Source organism: Amycolatopsis sp. NPDC051106 (genome assembly GCF_040682775.1).
Lineage (GTDB): Bacteria > Actinomycetota > Actinomycetes > Mycobacteriales > Pseudonocardiaceae > Amycolatopsis.
Window position 1 is genome coordinate 137,165 of sequence record NZ_JBFBBQ010000009.1, and the last position, 24,522, is coordinate 161,686.

A 24,522-nucleotide genomic window follows, 5' to 3' on the forward strand; every position below is an offset into this window, starting at 1 on the left:
AATCAGCGGGTCAGGGCGGCGACCAGTTCGCGCGGCGCGGGCAGGGCGGCGATTTCGTCCCGCAGCGCGTTCGCCGCGCCACTCAGCGAAGCCAGCTCCGCTATGCCGTCGGCCGAGCCCACATACCCGGCTCCGGCCGTCGCGATGCGAGCGCCGATCACCGTCTCCGTCAGGGAAAGCTGCGGCACGCCGTGGGTCGCCGCCGCGAGGGCGAGGGACGCGTCACCGTCGTGGACGAGCGCACTGCAGGTCGGCAGGAGCGCCGCCGGGGGTGCCGTGTCGACCAGCCTCACGTTGGGCGGCATCGTGACGCCGGCCGGGATCCCCGCCGCATCGGTCGCCCAGAGCACTTCGGCGTCCACCGCGGCGACGGCGTCGAACACCGGTCCGGCCAGGGTCGCGTCGGTGAGCGACAGCAGTACCCGGCTGCGCCTTGGCTTGCGGCGCAACCATTCCGGTACCACGACCGGGCCGAAGTAGGGCACGTGCCGGACCGGACGGGCGGCCGAGGAGTCCCGCAGCGACGGCGGAACGGTGTCGAAGTCCGCCGGGCCGGACTCGTCGAGCGGGCCCAGCAGCCGGACCGTGCCGGCGTCGACCACCGGTGCCTGCGCGCCGGAGACCACGACGTCGGGCCGCCACAGGTCGGCGAACTCCGCCAGTGCCGCGGATTCGGTGTCTGCGGTGCCGAGGTCGACGGCGACGCAGCCGGTGCGCAGGATCTCGCCGACGAACGACGCCTGCCCGGCGATCTTCACGTCGTGACCGGCGGTCCGCAGCGCCCACGCCAGCGGCACCAGGTTGTGCAGCCGCGCGGGCGACGGCGGAGCGGCCAGGAGTACGCGCATGGGATCCACTCCAGAAAAGGAAACCGGGCCGGCCCGGTGCGGATGGTCGAATTCGACACTATCCGCACCGGGCCGGCCCGCTAACCCCTACAAATCCCTGGTGCCCCGGTCCTATTGCCCCGGCAACGTGACCGCTTCGATCGGGCTGCGCCGCATCGCGAGCCGCGCGGAAAGCGCCGTCACCGGCCAGACGATCAGGAACACCGCGGCGATGACCGCGAGGAACACCCACAGCGGGCCGACCGGCACGATGGTGCCGGACGAGAGCGCCATCGGGATCACCGTGAACAGCGAGATCCCGGTCCCGAGCACCAGGCCGAGCACGGCCAGGATGCCGCCCTCGATCATCAGCATCGACCGCACCTGCCCGCGCCGCGCTCCCGCGAGCCGCTGCACGCCGAACTCGCGACGCCGCGAAAGCACCGCCACGGCGAGCGTGTTCACCGCCGCGATCGCGGCGTACGCGATCGCGAGCACGGCCAGCAGGTAGTGGATCATCGCCTCGATGTCGGCACTGGCCGCGAAGCTCTCCGTGACCGCGTCGGAGTCCCCGACGGTGGCCCCGGCCCAGTTCGCGGTCGCCGAAGTGACCGCCGAGACGACCGCGGCCGCGTCCTGTCCGTCCGCCCCGCGGACGAGCAGCCGGTTCGCCACGCCCGACGTCGTGTGCGGGGCGAGCAGCGCGGCCGGCAGCACGATGCTGGGGTAGCCCGAGGGGCTGTCCAGCAGCGCGACGATCTTCACCTTGACCTGGGCGCCGTCACCGAGCCGCATGGTGATCCGGTCGCCGAGCTTCAGGTCCAGGTCGTCCGCGATGCCCTCGGGCAGCGCCACCGTTTCCCCGGTGAGCTCCCCCAGCGAGCCGGACGTCACCGGCGTCGCCAGCACTCCGTTCGCGTCGCGGACGTCGAGGCCGAGCAGCCGGCCCGGGTCGCTGCCGTTGCCGTCGTAGGGCTCTTCGATCCAGCCCTGGCTGGTCACCAGCGGCGACACCGACCCGACGCCCGGCGCCTGCCGGACGGCGTCGGCCAGCGCCGGCGAGACCGCACCCGTGCCGCTGGTCACCACCGCGTCGGCCCGCAGCTGGTCGGCGTAGGCGCCGATGATGGCGTGCTGCTGCGTGGTTTCGGCGTACACGTTGCCGAGTGCGACCGCGGTGGCCAGCGTGATCGGCGTCAGCACGGCGGCGAACGCCACCGCCCGCGTCCGCGAGTTGATCACCGCGAGCACCGCGTCGCGGCCGCCGACCCGCCGGATCAGCGGGCCGAAGCGGGTGGCGACGAACGCCATCAGCTCCGGGCCGATCAGCGCGACGGCGATCGAGCCGGTGAGCACGGCGGGACCGCACACGGCCGACGCGATGTCCACCGGCATGAACAGGGTCGCCACCGCCAGCAGCACGGTGACCCCGGCGAACACCTTCGCGCCGAAGCGGCGCACGTCGTTCACCTTCGCGGGCGGGATGGACGCCTCGGCGAGCGCCTGCAGCGGCCGGGCCCGCGCCGCCGGCAGCGCGGCGAACCACGCGGCGGCGAACGAGATGCCGAGCGAAAGCACGAGACCGCCGCCGAAGGCGATGATCCCCTGCTGGAACTCCAGCTGGGGCGGGAGCATCCCGTTGCCCGTGGTGAAACTGAAGATCTCCGCGCCGATGAAGCGGCCGCCGACGAGTCCGACGAGGGCGCCGAAAGCCGCCACCACCATCGTCTCGGCGAGCACCATCCGGTGCACCTGACGCGGGGTCGCGCCGGTCGCCCGCAGCAGCGCGAGCTCCTGCTGGCGCTGCCGCACCGTGAGGCTGATCGTCGCCGACACCACCAGCGCCATGACCACCAGGACCATCCCGCCGAACACGCCGGCGAGCAGGATCAGCGGCAGCTGGGCGCCGTCGATGCCGGGGAACTCGGCGGACCCGCGGTCCGCGCCGGTCAGCACGTTCAGCCCGGGCACCTGCTCGGCGATCCGGGCGGCGAGCTCACCGGCGTCGACGCCGTCCGCCGGGAAGATGCCGGCCAGGTCGACCGTGCCGGGGTGCACCGAGAACTGCTGGGCTTCCGCGGCCGAGAAGAACAGGGCGGGCCCGGTCGTGTCGGCGTGCGCGACGCCGGCGACGACGAAGTCCCGCGGCGGCGCGCCGTTCACGGCGATGCCGACCTGCCCCCCGGTGCGGACTCCCGCGGCCTGGGCCGAAGCTTCGTCGAGCACGACCTGGCCCGTGGTACGCGGCTGCGTACCGTCCACAAGGGAGTAAGGCGCGAGCGCGGCCGAGTCCCAGCCGTGCCCGGCGAGCGGGGCGTCGGCGCTCTGCGGTCCGGACGCGCCGACCACGACCGCGGCGAAGGTGGTGTCCGGCACGACCTGCCGCACACCCGGTACGGACGCGAGCTGGGCGAGCTGCCCCGCCGGGATGCCCGAGCGCTCCCCGTAGGGAACGACCTGCGACTCCTCGTCCGGCAGCTTGAACCCGGCCGATCCGGTCACCACGACCGGCGCGGCGGCCAGCCGCTGCGGCTGGGCGTCGAGCGACAGCGCGGTTTCGAACAGGCCACCGCACGCGATGAGCAGCGAGCAGCCGACCAGGACCGCGACGAACGTCGCCAGCGAGGCGGCCGCGCGGAACCGCAGGCTGGCCAGCGCCATCCGCAGGACCACCCGCCGCGGGCTCACTGCCGCCCCCTCGCCTGCTTGGCCTGGGCACCGAGACGCGCCAGCTCCGCCGCCACCATTTCGACGGCCGGGGCGGCCATCTTCGTCACGATCTGCCCGTCCACCAGGAAGAGCACCTCGTCGGCGAACGACGCGGCGACCGGGTCGTGGGTCACCATGACGATCGTCTGACCGGCGTCGGCGAGCTCGCGCAGCAGCCCGAGCACCTCGAGCGCGGTGGTCGTGTCGAGCGCACCGGTCGGCTCGTCGGCGAAGGTCACCGCCGAGCGGCCGGCGAGCGCGCGGGCGATCGCCACGCGCTGCTGCTGGCCACCGGACAGCTCGCCGGGCCGGTGCCCGACCCGCTGCGACAGGCCGACCCGCTCGACGACCTGGGCGATCCATGCCCGGTCCGGTTCCTTGCCCGCCAGCAGCATCGGGAGGGTGATGTTCTCCTCGACGTTGAGCGCGGGCATCAGGTTGAACGACTGGAACACGAACGCCACGTGCTCGCGGCGCAGTTCGGTCAGCTGGGTTTCGTTGCGGCCCTTGAGGTCGACGCCGACGAGCGTGACGCTGCCCTGGTCGGGCCGGTCGAGCCCGGCGGCGCAGTGCAGCAGGGTGCTCTTGCCGGACCCCGACGGCCCCATCACCGCGGTGAAGCTGCCGGCGGGGAACTCCACGCTGACCCCGGCGAGCGCGACCACACCGCTCTCGCCGCGCCCGTAGGTCTTCTTCACCGAGTCCAGCCGGACGGGCGACCCGGTGGTCGTCATGGTCGTCATCCCCGCGCGATCCGCTCACTCGGGCGGTTGCGCGTCGCGAAGTGCCACGGCACCACGATGAGCGCGCCGCCGATCAGCGGCCAGATGAAGAACGGCGAGTGCAGGCTGAGCGTCGCGAAGCACATGATCAGCCAGATCAGCAGGTGAATGCCGGTGGCGGCGAGCCACACGATCGTGACCACTTTCAGTGCCGTGCGCCCCCCGGCCGTGGAACCGTCTGTCGTCTCGGCCATGTCGGCCCCCGATCTCAGGTACGAACAAAACTGTGTATGGGTTGCACAGTTTAGCCCACCGGAGCTCCGAGGGGAACCCGGACCCCTACGACCGGGATCGGGTTCCGGCCTGACCGTCGCCGACGCGCATCCGGCGGTCCCGCTCCCGCGTGGACCACAGGCCGAGCACGAGCAGGCCGCCGCCGAGCACCGGCCACAGCACCCACGGCCCGTCCCACTGGCCGCTGGCCCACCCCAGGGTCAGGTAGACCGCGACGTTGACCAGGCTGACCACGACCCAGACCGCCAGCCCGACCCGCGGGGCGGCCTCCAGGATCGGCGGCACCGCGGATTCGGACCGCCCGGCGACGGCGCTGTCCAGCGCCGCGTGCGTGGTCGCCAGCCGGACGCGGGCCAGCCTGACCTCGGCGTCCGGGCACCGGCCCTCGGCCCGGTCGTGCTCGATCCGCGTGACGGCGAGCTTGCGATCCAGCTCGGTGACCCGCGTACGCTCCGGCCACAGGAGCCGGCCGACGGCCGTGGCCACCGGCCTGTTCTCGCTCACGTCGCTCGCCCTCCGCCCAAATCAGTGTAAGACTCTCACAGTTTACTGCCGGAGCACTCGCCAGGGAAGACGCACCATGCTGGACAGGGACACCACACCGGAGCTGCCCCCCGGGATGACACTGGCCTGGGGCGGCACGCCGCCGCCGCGCCGCGGGCCCAAGCCGTCGCACTCGGTGGCGCAGATCGTCGCGGCGGCCGTGGGCCTCGCCGACGCCGACGGCGTCGCCAACGCCTCGCTCCCGAACATCGCCCACGAGGTGGGCGTGACGACCAACGCGCTGTACCGCTACGTCAGCTCCAAGGAGGAGCTGACGGTCCTGCTCGCCGACGCGGGCTGGGGCCCGCCGCCCCCGGGGCTCGCGTCCTCGGGCGACTGGCGCGCCGACGTCCGCGCGTGGACGCGGGCGGTGCTCGACCGGCTGCTGAGCCGGCCCTGGCTGCTGGACCTGCCGATGCGCGGCGACCCGGTGACCCCGAACCGCCTGGCGTGGACGGAGCTCCTCCTGCGTGCGTGCGCGGCCGCGGGCGTCCGCGGTGAGCACCTGCTCGGCTGCGAAACGATGGTGACGGGGTTCGCGACCGCCGCGGCGGTCCGCCTGGCCACCCCGGCGACCCCGGCGGAGGCGTCGGCCGTGCGGGATCATCTCGCACCCAACCTGGCCCGGCACGACGCGGTGGAGCTGGCGGCCCTCGTGTCCGACGGCCGGTACCCGGTCACCGCGGAGGACCGGGAAGCGTTCCTGACCGCGGGGCTCGAGCCCGTGCTGGCCGGCGTGGCCGGGATGGCGAGCATCTACTGACCCCGGTCAGTCCAGGGCCGCGAGCCACTCGGCCACCGCGGCGGCCGTCGTGGGCGCGTCCGTGTCGATCAGCGTGAAGTGGTGCCCCCGCGCGATCTTCACGTCGTCGGCGTGCGACCACGTCGTCTGCCAGTTGCGGGCCTCCGCGTCGAACGGCTCGCCCGCCCGGACCAGGAGTGACGGGGTCGCGATACCGCCGATCGCGATGCTGGGCAGCAGGTCCATGTACCGGGCCATCGCCGTCAGCTTCGCCCGGTCGAACGAGCCGTACTGGGACTCGTTCGCCAGCATGCCCTTCGCGAGATCCGCCGCGCCGTCGCCGATCGCGTCGTCGCCGTTGATCACGTACGTGTCCAGGAGCACGATGCCCGCCGCCGGGGTTCCGGCATGCTCCAGGCACTCCGCCACCGCGTGCACCAGGATCCCCGCCGAGGAGTACCCCAGCAGCGCGAACGGCCGGTCGCCGGCGGACTTGCGCAGGCTCTCCGCCAGCACCTCGACGATCGCCTCCGGGGACGACGGCAGCGCCTCCCCCGGCAGGAACCCGGGCATCGGCACGGCGTGGAGCTCCCGGCCGTCGTCGAACCCGGCGGCCAGCTTCGCGTACTGGTAGACGCCGCCGGTCGCGACCGGCGTGCTGAAGCAGAACACCTGCGCTCCGGCGGTGCCCTCCTTGAGCCGCACCGGGGCCGGCAGGCCGTCGATGTCGGCGGAGGAGGTGAACGCCGGACGGAGGTTCGCCACCGCGGCCAGCATGCTCAGCCCGTCCTCGACCCGCCCGGCCCGCACCGCGTCGGCGAACACGTCCGCCAGCGCGTCCGGTTCCCGGGCCGGTTCGGGGACCGGCCCGGAACCGTCCAGTTCGGACAGCAGGTGCGCGGCCAGCCCCGCCGGGGTCTGGTGGTCGAAGACGACGGTCGGCGGCAGCCGCAGCCCGGTGTCCTCGTTGAGCCCGTTGCGCAGCTCGACGGCCGTCAGCGAGTCCAAACCGGACTCGAGGAAGTGCCGCTGCGGCTCGATCGCGCTGCCCCCGGAGTAGCCGAGCAGGCCCGCGGTCCGGTCCAGGACCAGGTCGAGCACGGCCCGCTCCCGCCGCAGCGGTTCGAGCCCGGCCAGGCGCTCCTTCAGCGTGGGACCGCCCTCGGCCCGCGACGCCGTCCGCCGCGTGGGCGGGACCAGCGCCCGGAACACCGGCGGCACGTCGCCGGAATCCGCGGCAGTGTCGACCTTCATCGGCACCAGCAGCGCCTCCGGCCGGGCCGACGCCGCATCGAACAGCGCCAGACCCTCCTCAGTGGATAGTGGCGACAAGCCGGTGCGCGCCATCCGCGCCCGGTCGGCCTCGGACAGCGACGCCGTGGCGTCCCACAGCCCCCACGCGAGGGACTGCGCGGGAACGCCCTGAGCGCGACGGTGCGCGGCCAGCCCGTCCAGGAAGCTGTTGGCGGCGGCGTAAGCGCCCTGGCCGGCGTTGCCCAGCAGACCGGCGACGGACGAGAAGAGCACGAAGGCACCGAGGTTCGACGTCAGCCGGTGGAGGTTGAGCGCGGCGTCGACCTTCGGCCGCAGCACCGCGGCCAGCCGGTCGGGGGTCAGCGACGGGATCGTCGCGTCGTCCACGACCGCGGCCAGGTGCACCACCGCGGTCAGCGGGTGCTCGGCCGGGATCGCGGCCAGCACGCCTGCCAGCGCGTCGGCATCGGCGGCGTCGCAGGCGGCGACCGTGACGGCGGCGCCCAGGTCGGTCAGGTCCTCGACCTGGCCGGGTGCCGCACCCCGGCGGCTGACGAGCAGCAGGTTCCGGACGCCGTGTTCGGTGACCAGGTGCCGCACCAGCTGAGCGCCGAGCGCGCCGGTGGCCCCGGTGACGAGGGTGGTGCCGTCGGCGTCGAACGTCGTCGCGGGCGTGTCGGCCGAGGGCGCGAGGCGCGTCAGCCGCCCGCCGTACGCGACGCCGCCGCGGACGACGAGCTGCGGTTCCCCGGCGGCCGCGAGCCGCGGCAGCAGGACCGCCGAACCGGCGTGGTCGTCGATGTCGGCGAGCACGAACCGGCCCGGGTTTTCCGACTGCGCGGAGCGGATCAGGCCCCACACCGCGGCGCCGGCCAGGTCGGTGACGTCCTCGCCGTCGAGCGCGACCGCGCCGCGGGTGACCACGACCATCGTGGCCCGCGACCCGGTCAGCCGGTCCCGCACCCGGTCGAGCACCCGGGCCAGGGTTTCCGCCACCGAGTCCGCAGGGGGCAGGTCCAGGATTTCGACGTCGGAAACCGGACCGGCAGGCACCGGGACCGGCTGCCACGCCCAGCCGTGGAGCGACTTGGGCGGCCGGACCACCGAGGCGCCCGTCGCTCCGGCCCGCAGCACGAGCGAGCCGACCGAAGCGACCGCCCGGCCCGTCTGGTCCGCCAGCTCGAGCGACACGGAGTCGGCGCCGAGCGGGACGACCCGCACCCGCAGCCGGGACGCCCCCGCCGCGTGCAGCTCGACCCCCGTCCACGCGAACGGCAGCCCGCCCGCGACCGTGACCGTGTCGCAGAGGCCGATCGCGTGCAGCGCGGCGTCGAGGACGGCCGGGTGCAGCCCGAACCCGGCGGTGCCGGTTTCGGTCGGGACGACCTCCGCGAACACCTCGCCGTCTCGGCTCCAAGCCGCGGTCAGGCCCTGGAACGCGGGCCCGTAGCCGAGCCCGGCGGCGGCGAATCCCTCGTACAGCCCGTCGAGGTTCAGCGGCTCGGCACCGGCGGGCGGCCACGCCGTGAGCTCGGCCGGCTCCGCACCAGTACCAGGTGCCAGCCGGCCCGCCGCGTGCCGGACCCAGGGTTCGTCGGTGTCGGTCTGCGAATACACGGAAACCGCGCGGTGGCCGGCCGCGTCCGGCTCGTCGACGACGACCTGCAGCCGCACCTTGCCCAGCTCCGGCAGCACCAGCGGTGCTTCCAGGGTCAGCTCGTCGAGCCGCGGGCAGCCGGCTTCGTCGCCGGCCCGCACGGCCAGCTCCACGAAACCCGCGCCCGGGAAGATGATCGTGCCGCCGACGGTGTGATCGGCCAGCCACGGGTGCGTGTGCACCGAGATCTGCCCGGTCAGCACCACCTGCGTCGAGCCCGCCACCGCGAGCGCCGCGGAGACCAGCGGGTGTTCGGTGGAGTCCAGCCCGGTCGCGGCGAGGTCGCCGGTGGCGTGCAGGGCTTCCATGTCGACGTCCGGCCAGTAACGGCTGCGGTTGAAGGCGTACGGCGGCAGCGCGACGCGCTCAGCGCCGCGGAACAGCTTCGCGCCGGCCAAGCCGATGCCGTGGGCGAAGAACCGGCCGGCGGCCAGCTGCGCGCCCCGGACCTCCGCCTGGGTCTTGGCCCGCAGCGGGATCACCACGGCGTCGCGCGGGTCCCCGGCCAGGCAGCCCTGGGTCATCGCCGCGAGGGTGCCGTCGGTGCCGAGTTCGACGTACCGGCTGACGCCGGCGGCTTCGAGGGCACGGACGCCGTCGAGGAACCGGACGGACTGCCGGCAGTTGGCCACCCAGTACTCCGGGTCGGCCCAGCGTTCCGGCTCCACCGCCGCGCCGTCCACTGTGGACACGACCGGGATCCGGGCGGGCTCGTAGGTCAGTTCTTCGGCGATCTCGCGCAGCTCGTCCAGGATCTCGTCGAGCAGCGGTGAGTGGATCGCCTGGCTGATCGCCAGCCGCTTGGTGCGCCGGCCGAGCGCCGTGAAGTGCTCGGCGATCGCGAGGACGTCGGTCTCCGCACCGGAGACGACCAGGGACGCGGGGCCGTTGATCGCCGCGATCCCGCAGGCGGCGGTGAGCAGCGGCGTCACCTCGTCCTCGACGGCTTCGACCGCGACGACGGCACCGCCGGAAAGCTCCTGCATGAGCTGGCCGCGGTGGGCGACGAGCTTCACCGCGTCCTTCAGCGAAAGCACCCCGGCCACGTGGGCCGCGGCGATCTCGCCGACGGAGTGCCCCATCAGCACGTCCGGACGCAGGCCCCACGACTCGACCAGGCGGTAGAGCGCGACCTGCATGGTGAAGAGCGCGGCCTGGGTGAACGCCGTCCGGTCGAGCAGCTGCGCGTCGGCCGAGCCCTCCTCGGCGAACATCACCTGCCGCAGCGACCGGCCGAGGTGGCCGTCGAAGAGCGTGCTCGTCTGCGTGAAAGCGTGCTCGAAGACGCCGAACGCGGCGCACAGCTCGCGGCCCATGCCGGGCCGCTGGGTGCCCTGGCCGGGGAACAGGAATGCCGTCTTGCCGCCGCGGGCGGTCGCCCGCACGACGGCCGGGGAGTCCTCCCCGCCGGCCAGCGCGGTGAGCCCGGCGATGAGCTCTTCACGGTCGTCCCCGGCCACCGCGGCGCGGTAGGGCAGCACCGGCTCGCGCACAGCGAGGGAGAAGCCCACGTCCAGGGGGTCCAGCTCGGGGTTCCCGGCAAGGTGGGTCAGCAGCGCGGCGGCCTGCAGCGGCAGGGCTTCCGGCGTGCGCGCGGTCAGCAGCCACGGCGGGAGCACGGCGGGACGCTCACCCGCGGCACGCACCGGCTCGGCCGCTTCGGACGGCGGCGCCTGCTCCAGGATCACGTGCGCGTTCGTGCCGCTGTAGCCGAAGGCCGACACGCCGGCGCGGCGCGGGTGTCCCCGGTCGGGCCACGGGATCGTCTCGGCGAGCAGCCGCACGGCGCCCGCGGACCAGTCGACGTGCGGCGACGGGTCGTCGCCGTGGCGGGTCATCGGCAGCTCGCCGTGGCGCATCGCGAGGATCATCTTGATCACCCCGGCGACGCCGGCCGCGGCCTGAGCGTGCCCGATGTTCGACTTGACCGAGCCCAGCCACAGCGGCTCGTCCGCGGACCGGTCGCGGCCGTAGGTGGCGAGCAGGGCGTTGGCCTCGATCGGGTCGCCCAGCGTGGTGCCGGTGCCGTGGCCCTCGACGGCGTCCACTTCGGACGTCGTCAGGCCCGCGAGCTTGAGCGCGCGCTTGATCACGCGCTCCTGCGACGGGCCGTTCGGGGCGGTGAGGCCGTTGGACGCGCCGTCGGAGTTCACCGCGCTGGAGCGGACCACGGCGAGGACCTCGTGCCCGTTGCGCCGGGCGTCCGACAGCCGCTCGACCACGAGCAGGCCGACGCCTTCGGCCCAGCCCACGCCGTCGGCCGCCGCCGAGTAGGCCTTCGTCCGGCCGTCGGTGGCGGTGCCGCTGTTGTCGAAGTGCACGAACGGTTCCGGCGAGACCAGCGCGGCGACGCCGCCGGCCAGGGCCAGGGAGCAGTCACCCTGCCGCAGCGCCTGGACCGCCAGGTGCAGCGCCACGAGCGACGACGAGCAGGCGGTGTCGATCGAGACCGCGGGGCCTTCCAGCCCGTAGGTGTAGGCGACCCGGCCGGACACGACGCTGCCGAGCGCGCCGGAGCCGCGGAAGAGGCCGTTGTGCTCGACCGTGCCGAGCGGGCCCGGGTCGTAGTCGGACTGCATCACACCGGCGAACACGCCGGTGTCGGTGCCCTTGAGCGACAACGGGTCGATGCCCGCGGACTCGCACGCTTCCCAGCACGCTTCGAGGAGCATCCGCTGCTGCGGGTCCATCATCACGGCTTCGTTCGGGCTGATGCCGAAGAAGCCGGCGTCGAAGTCGGTGGCGCCGGTGACGAACCCGCCGTTGGGCTCCTTGCCCGAGGCCGCCGCCATGCCGAGCCAGTAGCCGAGGTCCCACGAGCGGTCTTCCGGGAACCGCGAAGTGCCGTCGCGGCCGGCCACGACCAGGTCCCACAGTTCGTCCGGGGTCGTGACGCCGCCGGGGAACCGGCAGGCCATGCCGACGATCGCGATCGGCTCGTCGGTGCTCGCGACGACGGCGGTCTCCGGGGTCTCCCCCGCGTCGCCGAGCTCGCCCAGCAGCGATTCGTGCAGGTGCGCCGCGAGGTCGCCCGCGGTCGGGTAGTCGAAGACGAGCGTCGCGGTCAGGCTCAGGCCGGTGGCCTCGTTGAGCGCGTTGCGCAGCTCGACCGCGGTCAGCGAGTCGAACCCGAGGTCCTTGAACGCGCGGTCGGCGTCGACCAGGTCGGCCGAGCCGTGACCGAGCACCGCGGCCGAGTGCTGGACCACCAGCTCGAGCAGGTGGTCGAGGCGCTTCTCCGCGGGCAGCCGGATCAGCTTGCCCAGCAGCGAGTCCGCGCCCGCCTCACGGCCGGACACCGTCCGCCGGGACGCCGGGACGAGGCCGCGCAGCAGGTCCGGGACGCCGCCACCCGCGTCGCGCAAGGCGGGCAGGTCGAGCTTGATCGGGACGTACAGGTCGCCGGCCGCGCCGACCGCGGCGTCGAACAGCGCCAGGCCCTCTTCAACGCCGAAGGCGCCGAGGCCGCGCTTGCCGTGGGTCTCGCCGGCCATGCCGGCCGCCGACTCCCACATGCCCCACGCCAGCGAGTGCGCCGGCTTGCCTTCGGCCCGGCGGACCGCGGTGAGCGCGTCGAGGAAGGCGTTGGCGGCGGCGTAGTTGGCCTGGCCCGGCGCGCCGAGCACGCCGGCGGCCGAGGAGAACGTGACGAACGCGGTGAGGTCGCCGGCCAGCTCGTGCAGGTGCCAGGCGGCCAGGGCCTTCGGGTCGAAGACGCCGTCGACGCGCTCGGGCGTCATCGAGGCGAGGACGCCGTCGTCGAGCACGCCGGCCGCGTGGACGACCGAGTTCACCGGGTACTTCTTCAGCAGCGCGCGGACTTTCGCCCGGTGGGAGAGGTCGGCGGCCACGACGGTCGCCTCGGCACCCAGCTCCGCCAGTTCGGCGACGAGCTCAGCCGCGCCCTCGGCTTCCGGGCCGCGACGGCTGACGAGCACGAGGTCCTTGACGCCGTGCTGCCGCACGAGGTGCTTCGCGACGAGCTTGCCCAGCGCGCCGGTGCCACCGGTGACGAGAACCGTGCCCCAGTCCGGCGTCTCCCCGGCTTCGGGCGTCGCGCGGGTCAGCCGCGGCACGGTCACCTGGTCATCGGAGACGCGCACGGAAGTCTCGTCGGCGACGGCGATCGCGGCGAGCTGCTCCGCCGTCGCGGTGCCCTCGACCAGCACGATCCGGCCCGGGTTCTCGACCTGGGCCGAGCGGACGAGCCCGGCGACGGCGGCCCCGGCCAGATCGGCGGGGGTGACGACGACCAGCAGGCCGGACGACCACGCCTGGAGTTCGGCCAGTGCACTGTGGACGGCCTTCTTCGCCGCGGCGGCGGTCGTGCCGGGCTTGACCTCGTACACCGTGAAGTCTGCTTCGGCCGCCTCCGGCAGCGTCGCCGGAACCCAGTCGACGCGGTAGAGGGAGTCGGCGCCGCCGGGCTTCGCGCGGGCCGCGGCGAGCTGTTCCTCGCTGATCCGGCGCAGCCCTAGCTGCCCGACGCGGGCGACGGGTGCGCCGGCCGAGTCGGCCAGGCGCAGCTCGACCGTCTGCGGCCCGGTCGGGTGGACGTGCACCCGCAGCGAAGCGGCGCCCGCGGCCAGCAGCTCGACGTCGGACCAGGAGTACGGCAGTGTGGTGCCCTCCCCCGCGGCGCTGCTCAAGCCCACGGCGTGCAGCGACGCGTCGAAAACCGCGGGGTGCAGGCCGAACGCTTCGGCGCCGAGCCGGTCCTGCTCGGGCAGGGCGACTTCGGCGAAGATGTCGTCGCCGGACCGCCAAGCCGCGCGCAGGCCCCGGAAGACGGGGCCGTAGGCCATGCCGGCCTCGGCCAGCAGCTCGTACATGCCGTCGAGGTCGACGACCTCGGCGCCGGCGGGCGGCCACGCGCTCAGGTCGAACGCGGCGGCGGCCGTGGCGGGCGCGAGGGTGCCGTCGGCGTGCCGGGTCCAGCCGGCGGCCGCGGCGAGGTCGTCCGGTCGCGAGTGGACACTGATCGGGCGGGAGCCATCGGCGGCGGGCTTGCCGATCCGCACCTGGATCCGCGCGGCGCCCTTCGCGGGCAGCACCAGCGGCGCGTGCAGGGTCAGGTCGCGGACGCGGCCGCAGCCGGCTTCGTCGCCGGCGCGGACGGCCAGCTCGACGAAAGCCGTGCCGGGCAACAGGATCGCGCCGCCGACGACGTGGTCGTTGAGCCACGGGTGGGTGGCGGCGGAGATCCGGCCGGACAGCAGCACGCCGTCGGCGTCGGCCAGCAGCGTGGCCGCACCGAGCAGGGGGTGGTCGACCGGGTCGAGGCCGATCGAGGAGACGTCGCCGGATTCGTTCGACACCTCCAGCCAGTACCGCTGGTGCTGGAAGGCGTAGGTCGGCAGGTCCGCGCGGCCCGCGCCGCGGGAGGCGAAGTGCGCGGCCCAGCCGGGCACGACGCCACGGACGTGCAGCGTCGCGAGCGCGGTGGCCAGCGCGACGTCCTCCGGGACCTCCCGGCGCTGCGCCGCGACGGCGACCGCGGTGTCGGCCGACTGCGGGACGGCGGCGGTCAGCGGCGCGTCCGGGCCCAGCTCCAGGAACCGGTTGACGCCCTCGGCCGTCAGCGCGCGCACGGCGTCGGCGAACCGGACCGGCTGCCGGACGTTGGTGACCCAGTACTCGGGGTCGGTCAGCTCGGCGGAGACCTCGCCGCCGGTGACGCTCGAGACGACCGTCAGCTCGGGCTGCGCGTAGGTGAGACTCTTGGCCACAGCGCGGAATTCGGCGAGCATCGGCTCCATCAGCCGCGAGTGGAACGCGTGCGAAACCTTCAGCCGCGTCGTCCGGCGTCCCGCGTCGACGAACCGGTCACCGATCGCGATCACCGCGTCTTCGGCGCCGGAGATGACGACGGATCGCGGGCCGTTGACGGCGGCGATGTCGACGGTCCCTTGGGGATCGTAGGCGGCGACCTCCTCGGCCGTGCCCTCGACGGCGACCATCGCGCCCCCGGTCGGCAGCGCCTGCATCAGCCGGCCGCGGGCGGCGACGAGCTTCGCCGCGTCGGCGAGGGAAAGCACGCCGGCGCAGTGCGCGGCGGCCAGCTCGCCGATGGAGTGGCCGCACACCGCGTCCGGGACCAGGCCCCACGACGCGACGAGCCGGAACAGCGCGACTTCGAAGGCGAACAGGGCGGCTTGGGTGTTCCCCGTCTGCGACAAGGCTTCCGCGTCGGTGTCGATCACTTCGCGAATCGGGTGGTCCAGGTGCTTGTCCAGTTCGGCGCAGGTTTCGGCGTACGCCTGGGCGAACGCCGGGTACTTCGCGCCGAGTACCGCGCCCATGCCGGGGCGCTGGGAACCCTGGCCGGAGAACAAGAAGGCGGTGTTCGTCTCGCCGCGGGCGACGCCGGTCAGCGCGCCGGGCTCGCCGTCGGCGAACCCGCGCAGCGCGGCGATCAGCTCGTCGCGGTCGCGGGCCACGACGGCGGCGCGGTGGTCGAGGTGCGTGCGCCCGGCGGCCAGCGTCGCGGCGACGTCGAGCGGCCCGGCGGGGTTCCCCTCGAGGTCCGCGAGCAGCCGCACCGCCTGCGCCCGCAGCGCCTGCGGCGTCCGTCCGGACAGCACGAACGGGATCGCGGCGTCGTCGCGCGGCGTCTCCTCGACGGCGTCGTCGGGGTCCGGGGCTTCTTCGAGGATGACGTGGGCGTTGGTACCGCTCAGGCCGAAGCAGGAGACGGCACCGCGGCGCGGGTGGCCGTTGCGCTCCCACGGCCGTCGTTCGGTGAGCAGCTCGACCTGCCCGGCGCTCCAGTCGACCTGCCGGGTCGGCTGGTCGACGTGCAGGGTCTGCGGCAGCACCTCGTTGTTCAACGCGAGCACGATCTTCAGCACGCCGGCGACGCCGGACGCGGCCTGAGTGTGGCCGAGGTTGGACTTCACCGAACCCAGCCACAGCGGCGAAGTGCGCTCCTGGCCGTAGGTGGCGAGCAGCGCGCCGGCCTCGATCGGGTCGCCGAGCTTGGTGGCGGTGCCGTGCGCCTCGACGACGTCGACCTCGTCCGCGCTGACGCGGGCGTTGGCGAGTGCCTGGCGGATGACGCGTTGCTGGGCGGGACCGTTGGGCGCGGTCATGCCGTTGGACGCGCCGTCCTGGTTGATCGCGGTGCCGCGCACGATCGCGAGCACCGGGTGGCCGTTGCGGCGGGCGTCGGACAGCTTTTCCACCAGCAGCATCCCGCAGCCCTCGGACCAGCCGGTGCCGTCGGCGGAGTCGGCGAAGGCGCGGCAGCGGGCACTGCGGGCGAGCGTGCCGTCGAGGCTGAACTCGACGAAGGTGCGCGGCGTCGACATCACCGAAACGCCGCCCGCTAACGCGAGTGAGCATTCGCCGGAACGCAGGGCCTGCACGGCCATGTGCAACGCGACGAGCGACGACGAGCACGCCGTGTCGATGGTGACCGCGGGCCCTTCCAGGCCGAAGGTGTAGGCGAGCCGGCCGGAGATGACGCCGGAAGAGCCGTAGCTGCCCTGGTAGTTGTGGTACATCGTGCCGGCGAAGACACCGGTGGCGCTGCCCTTCACCGAGTGCGGCGCGATACCCGCGCGTTCGAAGGCCTCCCACGAGGTTTCCAGCAGGAGCCGTTGCTGCGGGTCCATGAGCAGGGCCTCGCGCGGGCTGATGCCGAAGAGGTCGGCGTCGAAGTCCAGGGCGTCGTGGAGGAAACCGCCTTCGCGGACGTAGCTGGAGCCCGGGCGCTCCCCGGACGGGTCGTAGAGCCGGTCCAGGTCCCAGCCGCGGTTCGCGGGGAACTCGCCGATCGCGTCGACGCCGCCGTCCAGCAGCCGCCAGAGCTCTTCCGGGGTCGTGGCGCCACCCGGGAACCGGCAGGCCATGCCGATGATCGCGATCGGTTCCCGCGCGGCTTCGGTCAGCCGCCGGTTCTTCTCGCGCAGCCGTTCGCTCTCCTTGAGGGAGGCACGGAGCGCACCGACCAGCTTGTCTTCGGAGTTGCCCACGAGTCCTCTTTCCTTCCACGTCGCCTGCGCTGGAAAGGGGGATCGCGCGCCCCCACAGCAATACGGCTGACGATACGAGCGCGCCGCGGGCACCCCCACCCCTAATGGCCCCGGATGACGCGGGAACCGCGCCCCTAGCCGCCGTCCCGCGGCCCCGCCAAGGTCCGCTTTAGACGGTCTTTAGGGGTTGTCGGTCGCGACCGGCGGATGTCAGATTTCCGGAAGACACTTCCGTTGCTCGTGACGGCCGTACGAAGGCACTTCCATCAGCACGAAGACTGGGGATCCGGTATGCACAGGAAAATTGGCAAGCTGCTGGTCGTGGGAGCGCACGGCGACGACGAGACGCTCGGCGCGGGCGGCACCATCGCCCGGCTCGCCGACGAGGGTGTGACGATCTCGCTCTGCATCCTCACCAACGACGACGGCTCGCGCTCGTCCACCGGTGCCGGGGTCGTCAACCGCACCGCCGCGATCGAGCTGGCCGCGAAGACGCTGGGCATCGAACGCGTGCGCATCCACGAGTTCGGGGACAACCGCCTCGACACCGTCAGCCACCTCGAGCTCAACCGCACGGTGGAGAACGAGGTCCGGGACTTCGAGCCCGACACCATCCTCACCACGAGCATGTGCGACCTGAGCACCGACCACGCGCTGGTCAGCCGCGCCGCCCGGGTCGCGGGCCGGCCGGGCAAGGGCAGCGTGCAGGAGGTGCGGACCTTCGAAATCCGCTCCGCCACCGACGTCGGCGAGGCGTCGGGGCTGCCGGTCACCTTCCGCCCCAACTGCTGGCAGCGCCTCGAGGAGACGCACGTCGAGCGCAAGATCGAAGCGCTGCGCGCGTACGGCAAGGAACTCGAGCCCTGGCCCCACCCGCGCAGCGAGCGGGGCGTCCGCGCCCTGGCCGAATACCGCGGCTCGCAGATCTCCACCGAACTCGCCGAAGCCTTCGAAATCGTCCGGGTCGTGCACTGACCCTTCCACCGTGCAAGAGACGGGTGAACCGCAATGACGAGTACTGTCGCCGAATACGAAATCCTGGCCGAGCTGAACGAACTGACCTCCGTCGCCGTCATCGGGATGGGGTACGTCGGCCTGCCGACCGCCCTGGGCCTGCACGAGAGCGGGGTCGGCATCATCGGCATCGACCTCTCGCAGAACCGCCTCGACGCGATCCGCTCCGGCGAGGTCGACCTGATCGAGGCCGACCACCGCCGGCTGGAGAAAGCCGTGCACCAGGAGGACTTCCAGCTCACCGCCGACCTGGCGCGGATGGCCGAGGCCGACGCGGTCCTGGTGTGCGTGCCGACCGGGCTGGACGAGTACCTGATGCCCGACCTCGGCCCGCTGGAAAGCGCTTGCACCGCGCTGATCGCCCACGCCCGGGCCGGCCAGACCCTGATCCTCACCTCCACTAGCTACGTCGGCACCGCCGGGCGGCTGCTGGTGAAGCCGTTGGCCGCCAAGGGGTTCAAGGTCGGCCGCGACATCTTCGTCGCGTCCAGCCCCGAGCGCATCGACCCCGGCAACGTCACGCACACGCAGCAGGAGACCCCGCGCGTCCTGGGCGGCGTGACGCCGGCGTGCACCGCGATGGCACAGCGCGTGATCAACCTGCTGACCCCGGCGGTGCACTGCGTCAGCTCCGCGGAGGTCGCCGAGCTGACCAAGCTGTACGAGAACACGTTCCGCGCGGTGAACATCGCGCTGGCCAACGAGTTCGCGGAGATCAGCGACGGCTTCTCGATCGACCCGATCGAGGTGATCGACGCGGCGGCGAGCAAGCCCTACGGCTTCATGGCCTTCCACCCCGGCCCGGGTGTCGGCGGGCACTGCATCCCGTGCGACCCGCACTACCTGCTCTGGCAGCTGCGCGCGACGCAGCAGAACGCGCCGCTCGTCACGCAGGCCATGCACGCCATCGCCGAACGCCCGAAGCAGGTCGTCGACCGCGTCGTGAGTACCCTGTCCCGCAACGGAAAGGGGCTCGCGGGCGCGCGGGTGCTGGTGGTCGGCGTGACGTACAAGCCCGGCGTCCAGGACGTCCGGTCGTCGTCGGCGCTGGACATCATCGACCTGCTGGCGGCGAAGGGCGCGAAGGTCGGCTACCACGACCCGCTGGTGCCGACCATCCGCGTCACCGGCGGCCAGCTGGACAGCGTCGCCGCGCCGGAGGGCGACGGCTGGGACGTCGCGCTGATCCACACCGTCCAGCCCGGCCACGGGTACGACTGGCTCGGGCAGTGCCCGGTCGTCATCGACGCCACTTACCGCTTCGACCCTTCGCTGTTCGCGAACTGAGAGGACACCCGACGTGCGTTACCTCATCACCGGCGGCGCCGGCTTCATCGGCTCCCACCTGACCGAGCACCTCCTGGAGCACGGCCACGAGGTCGTCGCGCTCGACAACCTCAGCACCGGCACGCTCGACAACCTCGCCGGCGTCCGGGACAACCCGGCGTTCCGCTTCGTGCGCGGCTCGGTGACCGACCCCTCGGCGGTCGAGGCGTGCATGGCCGGCATCGACGCGATCTTCCACCTCGCGGCCGCGGTCGGCGTCTTCACCATCCTCGACAAGACGATGGAGAGCCTGCGCACCAACCTGCACGGCACGGAGACCATGCTGGACGCGGCGCTCCAGCACGACGTGCCGATCCTGGTCGCGTCCACGAGCGAGATCTACGGCAAGAACACGGCCGACGGCCTCACCGAGGACGCCGACCGGATCATCGGCTCGCCGCTGAAGAACCGCTGGTCGTACGCGGAGGCGAAGGCGCTGGACGAGACGTTCGCCTACCTGTACGCGGTCGAGCACGGCCTGCGCACGGTGATCGTCCGCCCGTTCAACACCGTGGGCCCCCGCCAGACCGGGCGCTACGGCATGGTGATCCCCCGGTTCGTGAAGCAGGCCCTGGCGGGCGAACCGATCACGGTCTTCGGCGACGGCCAGCAGACGCGCTGTTTCTGCCACGTCCACGACGTCGTACCGGCGCTGGTGGCGTTACTGGCCGACGAGTCCGCGTACAGCAAGGTGTTCAACCTCGGCAGCACCGAGCAGACGACGATCGCCCAGCTCGCCGAGCGCGTGATCTCGGCGACGGGTTCTTCGAGCACGATTGCGAAGGTGCCTTACGAGGAGGCCTACGGCGACGGGTACGAGGACATGCAGCGCCGCATCCCGGACTGCACGAAGGCGTTGGGGCAGATCGGCTTCTCGCCGACTCGGACCCTGGACGACATCATCGCGGCGGTGGTCGCGGATCAGCGCGGTTCTTGAGCTTTGTTCTGGAGGCCACCCCGGGTTTGCCCGGGGTGGCCTTCGCCGCGGTCGGGTTTCGGTGGTGGCCGGCCCCGATGCCTTGAATGAGTCATTCACCTCATCCAACGCCAGGAATGAGTCATTCAAGACGTTCGAGCCGCGCGTTCCCGCCCGCTCGCACGCCGCGGAACGCCGTGAACGACCCTTTCATGCGCCTCCGGCCCGGCCCAGCTTCCGGTACACCGTCTCCAAAAGCCCCGCCGCTTCCGCCGGCCGCACTCCCAGCACCGCCGCGATCGCGTCGATCGCCGTCGCGTCCGCGGCCAGCTCGGCGACCCGCAGCTCGGTCTCGGTGAGCAGCACCTTCACTGCCCGCCCTCGGCGTCGGCGAACTCGCCCGCCAGCGCGGCCCGGCCGCCGACGCCCAGTTTGCGGTACACGCGGGTCAGGTGCTGCTCGACCGTGCTCACCGTGATGTACAGCGTCTCCGCGATCTGCCGGTTCGTCCGGCCCTCCACGGCCAGCTCGGCCACCCTCAGCTCCGCCTCGCTCAGCACGGACGCCGACGGCGACGCCGGCTCCGGGCGCGGCACCGGCCGGGGCACCGGCGGCCGGGAGCGGCCCTGGCGCGGTACGTGGACCGCTTTCACCAGGCTGCCCGCCCGCTCCGCGCGCTGACTGAGGTGGTTGATCGTGCGCATCGTCTTCGCCAGCTCCAGCCGGTCGCCGGACGCCTTGAACGCCTCCGCCGCCCGGTTCAGCAGGCCCGGGCGGGCCGCCGCGTCGCCGGCCAGGGCCAGCACCCGCAGGGCCGACCCGCGCGAGTACGCGTCGGCCGGGCCGGCCAGCGACTGCCTGGCCAGCTCGACCGCGATGGCCGTGTTGCCCAGGCCGAGGTTCGCCTCCGCGAGGTCGGCCTGCCACGGCAGGACCGCCGGCAGCTCGAGGTCCTGCTCGTGCAGGATCCGCCGGCACTGCTGCAGATCGCTCACCGCCGCGAGGCCGCGGTTGGTCGTCAGGTGGAAGTGCCCGCGGGCGCGCAGGTACCGGACGCCGCCCAGGGTCGTCCACGCCGCGTCCGGGAGCGGGTGCCGCAGCACCGCCGCCGCGTCCTTGAACGTCCCGGCCGCGGTGTGCGCGATCAGCAGCGTGGCCAGCGGGTAGCTGATCGCGACGCCCCAGTTCGGCGCGTCCAGCATGCCCAGCGCCCGGGTGCCGAGGTCCACGGCACCGGGGACGTCGCCCCGGCGCAGCCGCAGGCTCGCGCCGATCGCGTCGAGCATCGCCTTCCACGTGATCGCGCCGCGGTATTCGGCTTCCTCGCTGAGGGACGTGCACCAGCCTTCCGCGCGGTCGGCCTTGTCGTCGTGGGCCAGCGCGAGGATCGCCGTGGCCAGCGCTTCGAGCGAGGTGTCCGAAAGCCGGCAGTTCTGCAGGATCCGCTCCGCGCACGCCGACGTCGCCTCGGTGCCGCCCGTGCGCCACATCGAAGCCAGCGTGTTCGCCGTGTGCAGCCAGGGATCGCCCGGGTCGGCCGTCGTCGTCGAGACGCCGTAGTGCCAGTAGCCGGCGAGGATGAGCTCCGCCGACGTGCGCGGGTCGAGCGGTTCGACGTCGTTCTCGAGCGCGGCGAACGAGCGCTCGAAGGTGTCCCGGTCGCCCAGCCACAGCGACTGCCGTGCGAGCCCGAGCCGGTCGGAGGAGTCCAGGGAACCCGCCTCGCGCAGGGATCTCAGGTGCGGCGCGGCGGCGGCCGGGTTGACGCGCCAGGTGATCTTGGCGAGCAGCTGGGAGATCGTCTGCTGCTCCCACCGCGCCTTCGCGACCGACGCGGCGAGCACCAGGCAGCGGGTGGCGAAGTCGATGTCGTCGGCGAGCATCACCTGTTCCGCCGCCGCGACCAGCACCGGCAGCGCCCAGTCGGCCTCCGCCTCGCCTGAGGCGACGAGGTGCCGGGCGACTTCGGCGGGACTGAGCCCGCGGGCGTGCTTGACCTCGGCGGCCCGGGCGTGCAGCCGGACCTTCTCCGGCCCGCGCAGCCCACCCACCACCGCGGCGGCGGCCGGCGGCCGGAACCGGACGCCCGCGACCAGTCCCGCGTCGGCGAGCCGCCCGGTGGACGCCTCGGCCTCCAAGGGGTCGACCCCGGCGACGATGGCGACGGCCTCGGTGGTGACGTCGCTGTCCAGCACGGCGATCGCGGTCGCGACCTCGCGCAGCGGCGAGCCGTAGCGGTGCAGCAGCCGCTGCACGGCCTCGGAGTACGCCGAGCCGGTGTCCGCGCTGCCGCGGTGGGCGTCGACCAGCGCCCGGACCAGCAGCGGGTTCCCGGCGCTCAGCTCGTGGATCCGCTCGGGCAGCCCGTCGCCCTGCACCAGCTCCGCGATGGCCTGGACCGACAGCGGCGTCAGCTCGACGTGCCGGTGCGGCAACGACGTGAACGGCGAATCCGCGTACGACCCGTCGGCGTGGTTGAGGACCAGCAGCAGCGCGGCGGACGGCGCCCGCCGTTGCAGGCGCAGCAGCAGCCGCGCCGAGGTCTCGTCCACGTGGTGCAGGTCGTCGACCGCCACCAGCACCGCGCGTTCGCGGGCCAGCCGGTGGATCGCGTTGCACAGCGCGGCAATCCGTTCGTCGACATCCCTGCCGTCGCCGCCGGCCGGGCCGCCGGTCAGCGCCGGCGGCAGCAGCGGACTCGCGAGCAGCTGGTCGATGACCCCGCCGTCCACGGCACGCTCGTCGGCGGCACCGGACGCGGTCAGCGTGACGATGCCCAGTTCCTTGGCCCGCACCACCACCTGGTGCTGCAGGTGTGTCTTCCCGCTGGCCGGTCCCCCACCGACCAGCACCGTCTCTCCCACGCCGGCGTCGCATTCGATCAACAGGTCCTCGAGAAAAGCCAAGGCCCCCTGCGGATTTTCGCGGCGGTTCTGCCCCCAGATCGCGCCCATCGCAAGCTCCTCGAAGCAGGCGGTTGTCTTCCTGCCCCTACGACGTTCGCAGCAGGCGCCTAAGCAGGGCCAACCGCAATCTAAAGTCACCCAACGGAGTGAATCCGACACAATTCCGGTAGGGGTTGCCAGGCCGGGGAATGCCCCGAACACTTCGGAAACTGTGACTGCCCTGAACGAAAGAACGAGCCGGTGGATCCGGCGCTTCCACGTGGCCGACGACGCCGCCGTGCGGCTCGTCTGCCTGCCGCACGCGGGCGGGTCCGCGACGGCGTACTTCCCGTTCTCGCGCGCGGCCATCGCCGCCGGGCTGGACGCCGACGTCGTCGCCGTCCAGTACCCCGGCCGCCAGGACCGGCTCGGCGAACGGTGTTACGACGACGTCGGCGCCATGGCCGACGCGATCGCCGACGACCTCGGCCCGTGGTTCGACCGGCCGGTGGCGCTGTTCGGCCACAGCATGGGCGCCACGCTCGGCTACGAGGTCGCCCGCCGGCTCGAAGCGCGGGGAGCGCGGCCGCTGGGGCTGTTCGCGTCCGCGTGCCGGGCGCCGTCGGCCCAGCGCATCGAGTACGTCCACCAGCGCGACGACGACGGCCTGATCGCGGCGCTCAAGGAGCTCAGCGGCACCGACAGCGCGGTGCTGGGCGACGACGAGCTGCTGCGCATGGTGCTGCCCGCGGTCCGCGGCGACTACACCGCCGTCGAGACGTACCGCCACCGCGCGGGACGCGAGCTGGCGTGCCCGATCCACGTGCTGGTGGGCGACGACGACCCGGTGACGGAGATCGCCGAGGCGGACGCCTGGCGCGCCCACACGACCGGCGGCTGCGTCGTGGAGGTGTTCCCCGGTGGGCACTTCTACCTGAACGCGCAGCTCGAGGGCGTTCTGGCCAGTGTCAAGGCCCGGCTGGGTGACTGGAGCCCCTAGGGGGCAGGGTGGGGAAACCCCAGGCGGAGTTCAGGTGCGGACCCCATGGTCCGGCGGGCCCCGGTCCGCGAAACTGAGTACATCGAGAAAACGACCCGCCCCTCGGAGGTAGTCATGATGGCGATCCAGACCGTTCCCGGTGTCACCCAGCGGATGCTCCCCAACGGTCACCTCCAGCTGAGCTGCCGCGCCACGAGCCGCCAGATCGACTGCGAGCCGGTGGCCGCGGCGATGTGGATCGCGCTGAAGCAGCACAACGGCGACGTGGACCGGGCCAGCGCGGTGCTGGCGGCGCTCTGGGAGACCGACGTCGAGGACACCCGCTACGACATGGTGCTGCTGGCGGGTTCGCTGTGCTCCCTGGGGCTGCTCGCCGAGGTGTGACGATCCCGCGGCGGACGCCTGGGGGCGTTCGTCCGGGAGTGTTTCGGCTCGCGTCGAGCGCCCCCTGCTTGTGCGGCGATCCGCGAGCCCGCTGTCCCCGTTGGCCGTGCACTCGCGCGGCACCGTTCTCCCTCGCGTCGAACGCCCACCCGCGCGGCGATCCGCGAGCCTCTTCCCCGCCCTGCCGCCCACCGGCCCACGCAAAAGGGACCGCTTCCGGCGCCGTTGGCGGAAGCGGTCCCTGGACCCGGCCGGGGGAGGTGGCCGGGAGCC

14 protein-coding genes are annotated in these 24,522 nt (G+C 73.2%); 6 read left to right on the plus strand and 8 right to left on the minus strand.

Annotation, left to right across the window (positions count from 1 at the left end; genetic code table 11):
- Nucleotides 1-2: 2 nt before the first annotated feature.
- From AB0M83_RS10395 to AB0M83_RS10415, 5 genes are all read right to left on the minus strand, one after another.
- Nucleotides 3-848, minus strand: a complete 846-nt coding sequence (locus AB0M83_RS10395) for a nucleotide disphospho-sugar-binding domain-containing protein (protein ID WP_364515367.1) — start codon at nucleotides 846-848, stop codon at nucleotides 3-5.
- 111 nt (nucleotides 849-959) lie between these two features.
- Complete coding sequence (locus AB0M83_RS10400) at nucleotides 960-3,515, minus strand: ABC transporter permease (RefSeq protein ID WP_364515370.1); 2,556 nt, start codon at nucleotides 3,513-3,515, stop codon at nucleotides 960-962.
- Nucleotides 3,512-4,270, minus strand: coding sequence for an ABC transporter ATP-binding protein (locus AB0M83_RS10405; RefSeq protein ID WP_364515373.1), 759 nt, complete (start codon nucleotides 4,268-4,270; stop codon nucleotides 3,512-3,514). Before AB0M83_RS10405 ends, AB0M83_RS10400 begins: the two co-directional genes overlap by 4 nt.
- 5 nt (nucleotides 4,271-4,275) lie before the next feature.
- Nucleotides 4,276-4,512, minus strand: coding sequence for a hypothetical protein (locus AB0M83_RS10410; RefSeq protein ID WP_364515377.1), 237 nt, complete (start codon nucleotides 4,510-4,512; stop codon nucleotides 4,276-4,278).
- Nucleotides 4,513-4,597: 85 nt separating this feature from the next.
- Nucleotides 4,598-5,056 (minus strand): hypothetical protein, encoded by a 459-nt coding sequence (locus AB0M83_RS10415; RefSeq protein ID WP_364515380.1) that lies wholly within the window; start codon nucleotides 5,054-5,056, stop codon nucleotides 4,598-4,600.
- A gap of 76 nt (nucleotides 5,057-5,132) precedes the next feature.
- Here AB0M83_RS10415 and AB0M83_RS10420 point away from each other — a divergent pair, with 76 nt between their 5' ends.
- The gene (locus tag AB0M83_RS10420) at nucleotides 5,133-5,858 is read left to right on the plus strand and encodes a TetR/AcrR family transcriptional regulator (RefSeq protein WP_364515382.1); all 726 of its coding nucleotides are present in this window, start codon (nucleotides 5,133-5,135) and stop codon (nucleotides 5,856-5,858) included.
- Between the two features lie 6 nt (nucleotides 5,859-5,864).
- Here AB0M83_RS10420 and AB0M83_RS10425 read toward each other — a convergent pair whose 3' ends face one another.
- Complete coding sequence (locus AB0M83_RS10425; protein WP_364515385.1) at nucleotides 5,865-16,724, minus strand: type I polyketide synthase; 10,860 nt, start codon at nucleotides 16,722-16,724, stop codon at nucleotides 5,865-5,867.
- 291 nt (nucleotides 16,725-17,015) lie between these two features.
- Between AB0M83_RS10425 and AB0M83_RS10430 the strand changes: the two genes are divergently transcribed.
- From AB0M83_RS10430 to AB0M83_RS10440, 3 genes are read left to right on the plus strand one after another with little or no spacing between them, the layout of a single operon-like run.
- On the plus strand, nucleotides 17,016-17,699 hold the full coding sequence (locus AB0M83_RS10430) for a PIG-L family deacetylase (protein ID WP_364515388.1): 684 nt from the start codon (nucleotides 17,016-17,018) through the stop codon (nucleotides 17,697-17,699).
- 33 nt (nucleotides 17,700-17,732) lie between these two features.
- Nucleotides 17,733-19,025 (plus strand): nucleotide sugar dehydrogenase, encoded by a 1,293-nt coding sequence (locus AB0M83_RS10435; protein WP_364515391.1) that lies wholly within the window; start codon nucleotides 17,733-17,735, stop codon nucleotides 19,023-19,025.
- Nucleotides 19,026-19,038: 13 nt separating this feature from the next.
- Entirely contained in the window at nucleotides 19,039-20,001 is a 963-nt protein-coding gene (locus AB0M83_RS10440; RefSeq protein WP_364515393.1) for an NAD-dependent epimerase/dehydratase family protein, read from the plus strand.
- Between the two features lie 189 nt (nucleotides 20,002-20,190).
- Here the strand turns inward: AB0M83_RS10440 and AB0M83_RS10445 are convergent, their stop codons facing one another.
- A complete protein-coding gene (locus AB0M83_RS10445) occupies nucleotides 20,191-20,352 on the minus strand; it encodes a hypothetical protein (protein ID WP_364515396.1) in 162 nt (53 codons plus the stop codon).
- Complete coding sequence (locus tag AB0M83_RS10450) at nucleotides 20,349-22,934, minus strand: LuxR C-terminal-related transcriptional regulator (protein ID WP_364515399.1); 2,586 nt, start codon at nucleotides 22,932-22,934, stop codon at nucleotides 20,349-20,351. Before AB0M83_RS10450 ends, AB0M83_RS10445 begins: the two co-directional genes overlap by 4 nt.
- A 163-nt stretch (nucleotides 22,935-23,097) precedes the next feature.
- Here AB0M83_RS10450 and AB0M83_RS10455 point away from each other — a divergent pair, with 163 nt between their 5' ends.
- Together AB0M83_RS10455 and AB0M83_RS10460 are read left to right on the plus strand one after the other, a co-directional pair.
- Nucleotides 23,098-23,865, plus strand: coding sequence for an alpha/beta fold hydrolase (locus AB0M83_RS10455; RefSeq protein WP_364515402.1), 768 nt, complete (start codon nucleotides 23,098-23,100; stop codon nucleotides 23,863-23,865).
- A 117-nt stretch (nucleotides 23,866-23,982) separates the two neighbouring features.
- Nucleotides 23,983-24,249, plus strand: a complete 267-nt coding sequence (locus tag AB0M83_RS10460) for a hypothetical protein (protein WP_364515405.1) — start codon at nucleotides 23,983-23,985, stop codon at nucleotides 24,247-24,249.
- Nucleotides 24,250-24,522: the final 273 nt, after the last annotated feature.

Bases quoted from the DNA above. Each gene is read 5' to 3' on its own strand.
- AB0M83_RS10395 (WP_364515367.1), bottom strand. From the start codon at position 848: ATGCGCGTACTCCTGGCCGCTCCGCCGTCGCCCGCGCGGCTGCACAAC.
- AB0M83_RS10405 (WP_364515373.1), bottom strand. From the start codon at position 4,270: ATGACGACCACCGGGTCGCCCGTCCGGCTGGACTCGGTGAAGAAGACC.
- AB0M83_RS10450 (WP_364515399.1), bottom strand. From the start codon at position 22,934: ATGGGCGCGATCTGGGGGCAGAACCGCCGCGAAAATCCGCAGGGGGCC.
- AB0M83_RS10420 (WP_364515382.1), top strand. From the start codon at position 5,133: ATGCTGGACAGGGACACCACACCGGAGCTGCCCCCCGGGATGACACTG.
- AB0M83_RS10460 (WP_364515405.1), top strand. From the start codon at position 23,983: ATGGCGATCCAGACCGTTCCCGGTGTCACCCAGCGGATGCTCCCCAAC.
- AB0M83_RS10430 (WP_364515388.1), top strand. From the start codon at position 17,016: ATGCACAGGAAAATTGGCAAGCTGCTGGTCGTGGGAGCGCACGGCGAC.
- AB0M83_RS10410 (WP_364515377.1), bottom strand. From the start codon at position 4,512: ATGGCCGAGACGACAGACGGTTCCACGGCCGGGGGGCGCACGGCACTG.
- AB0M83_RS10435 (WP_364515391.1), top strand. From the start codon at position 17,733: ATGACGAGTACTGTCGCCGAATACGAAATCCTGGCCGAGCTGAACGAA.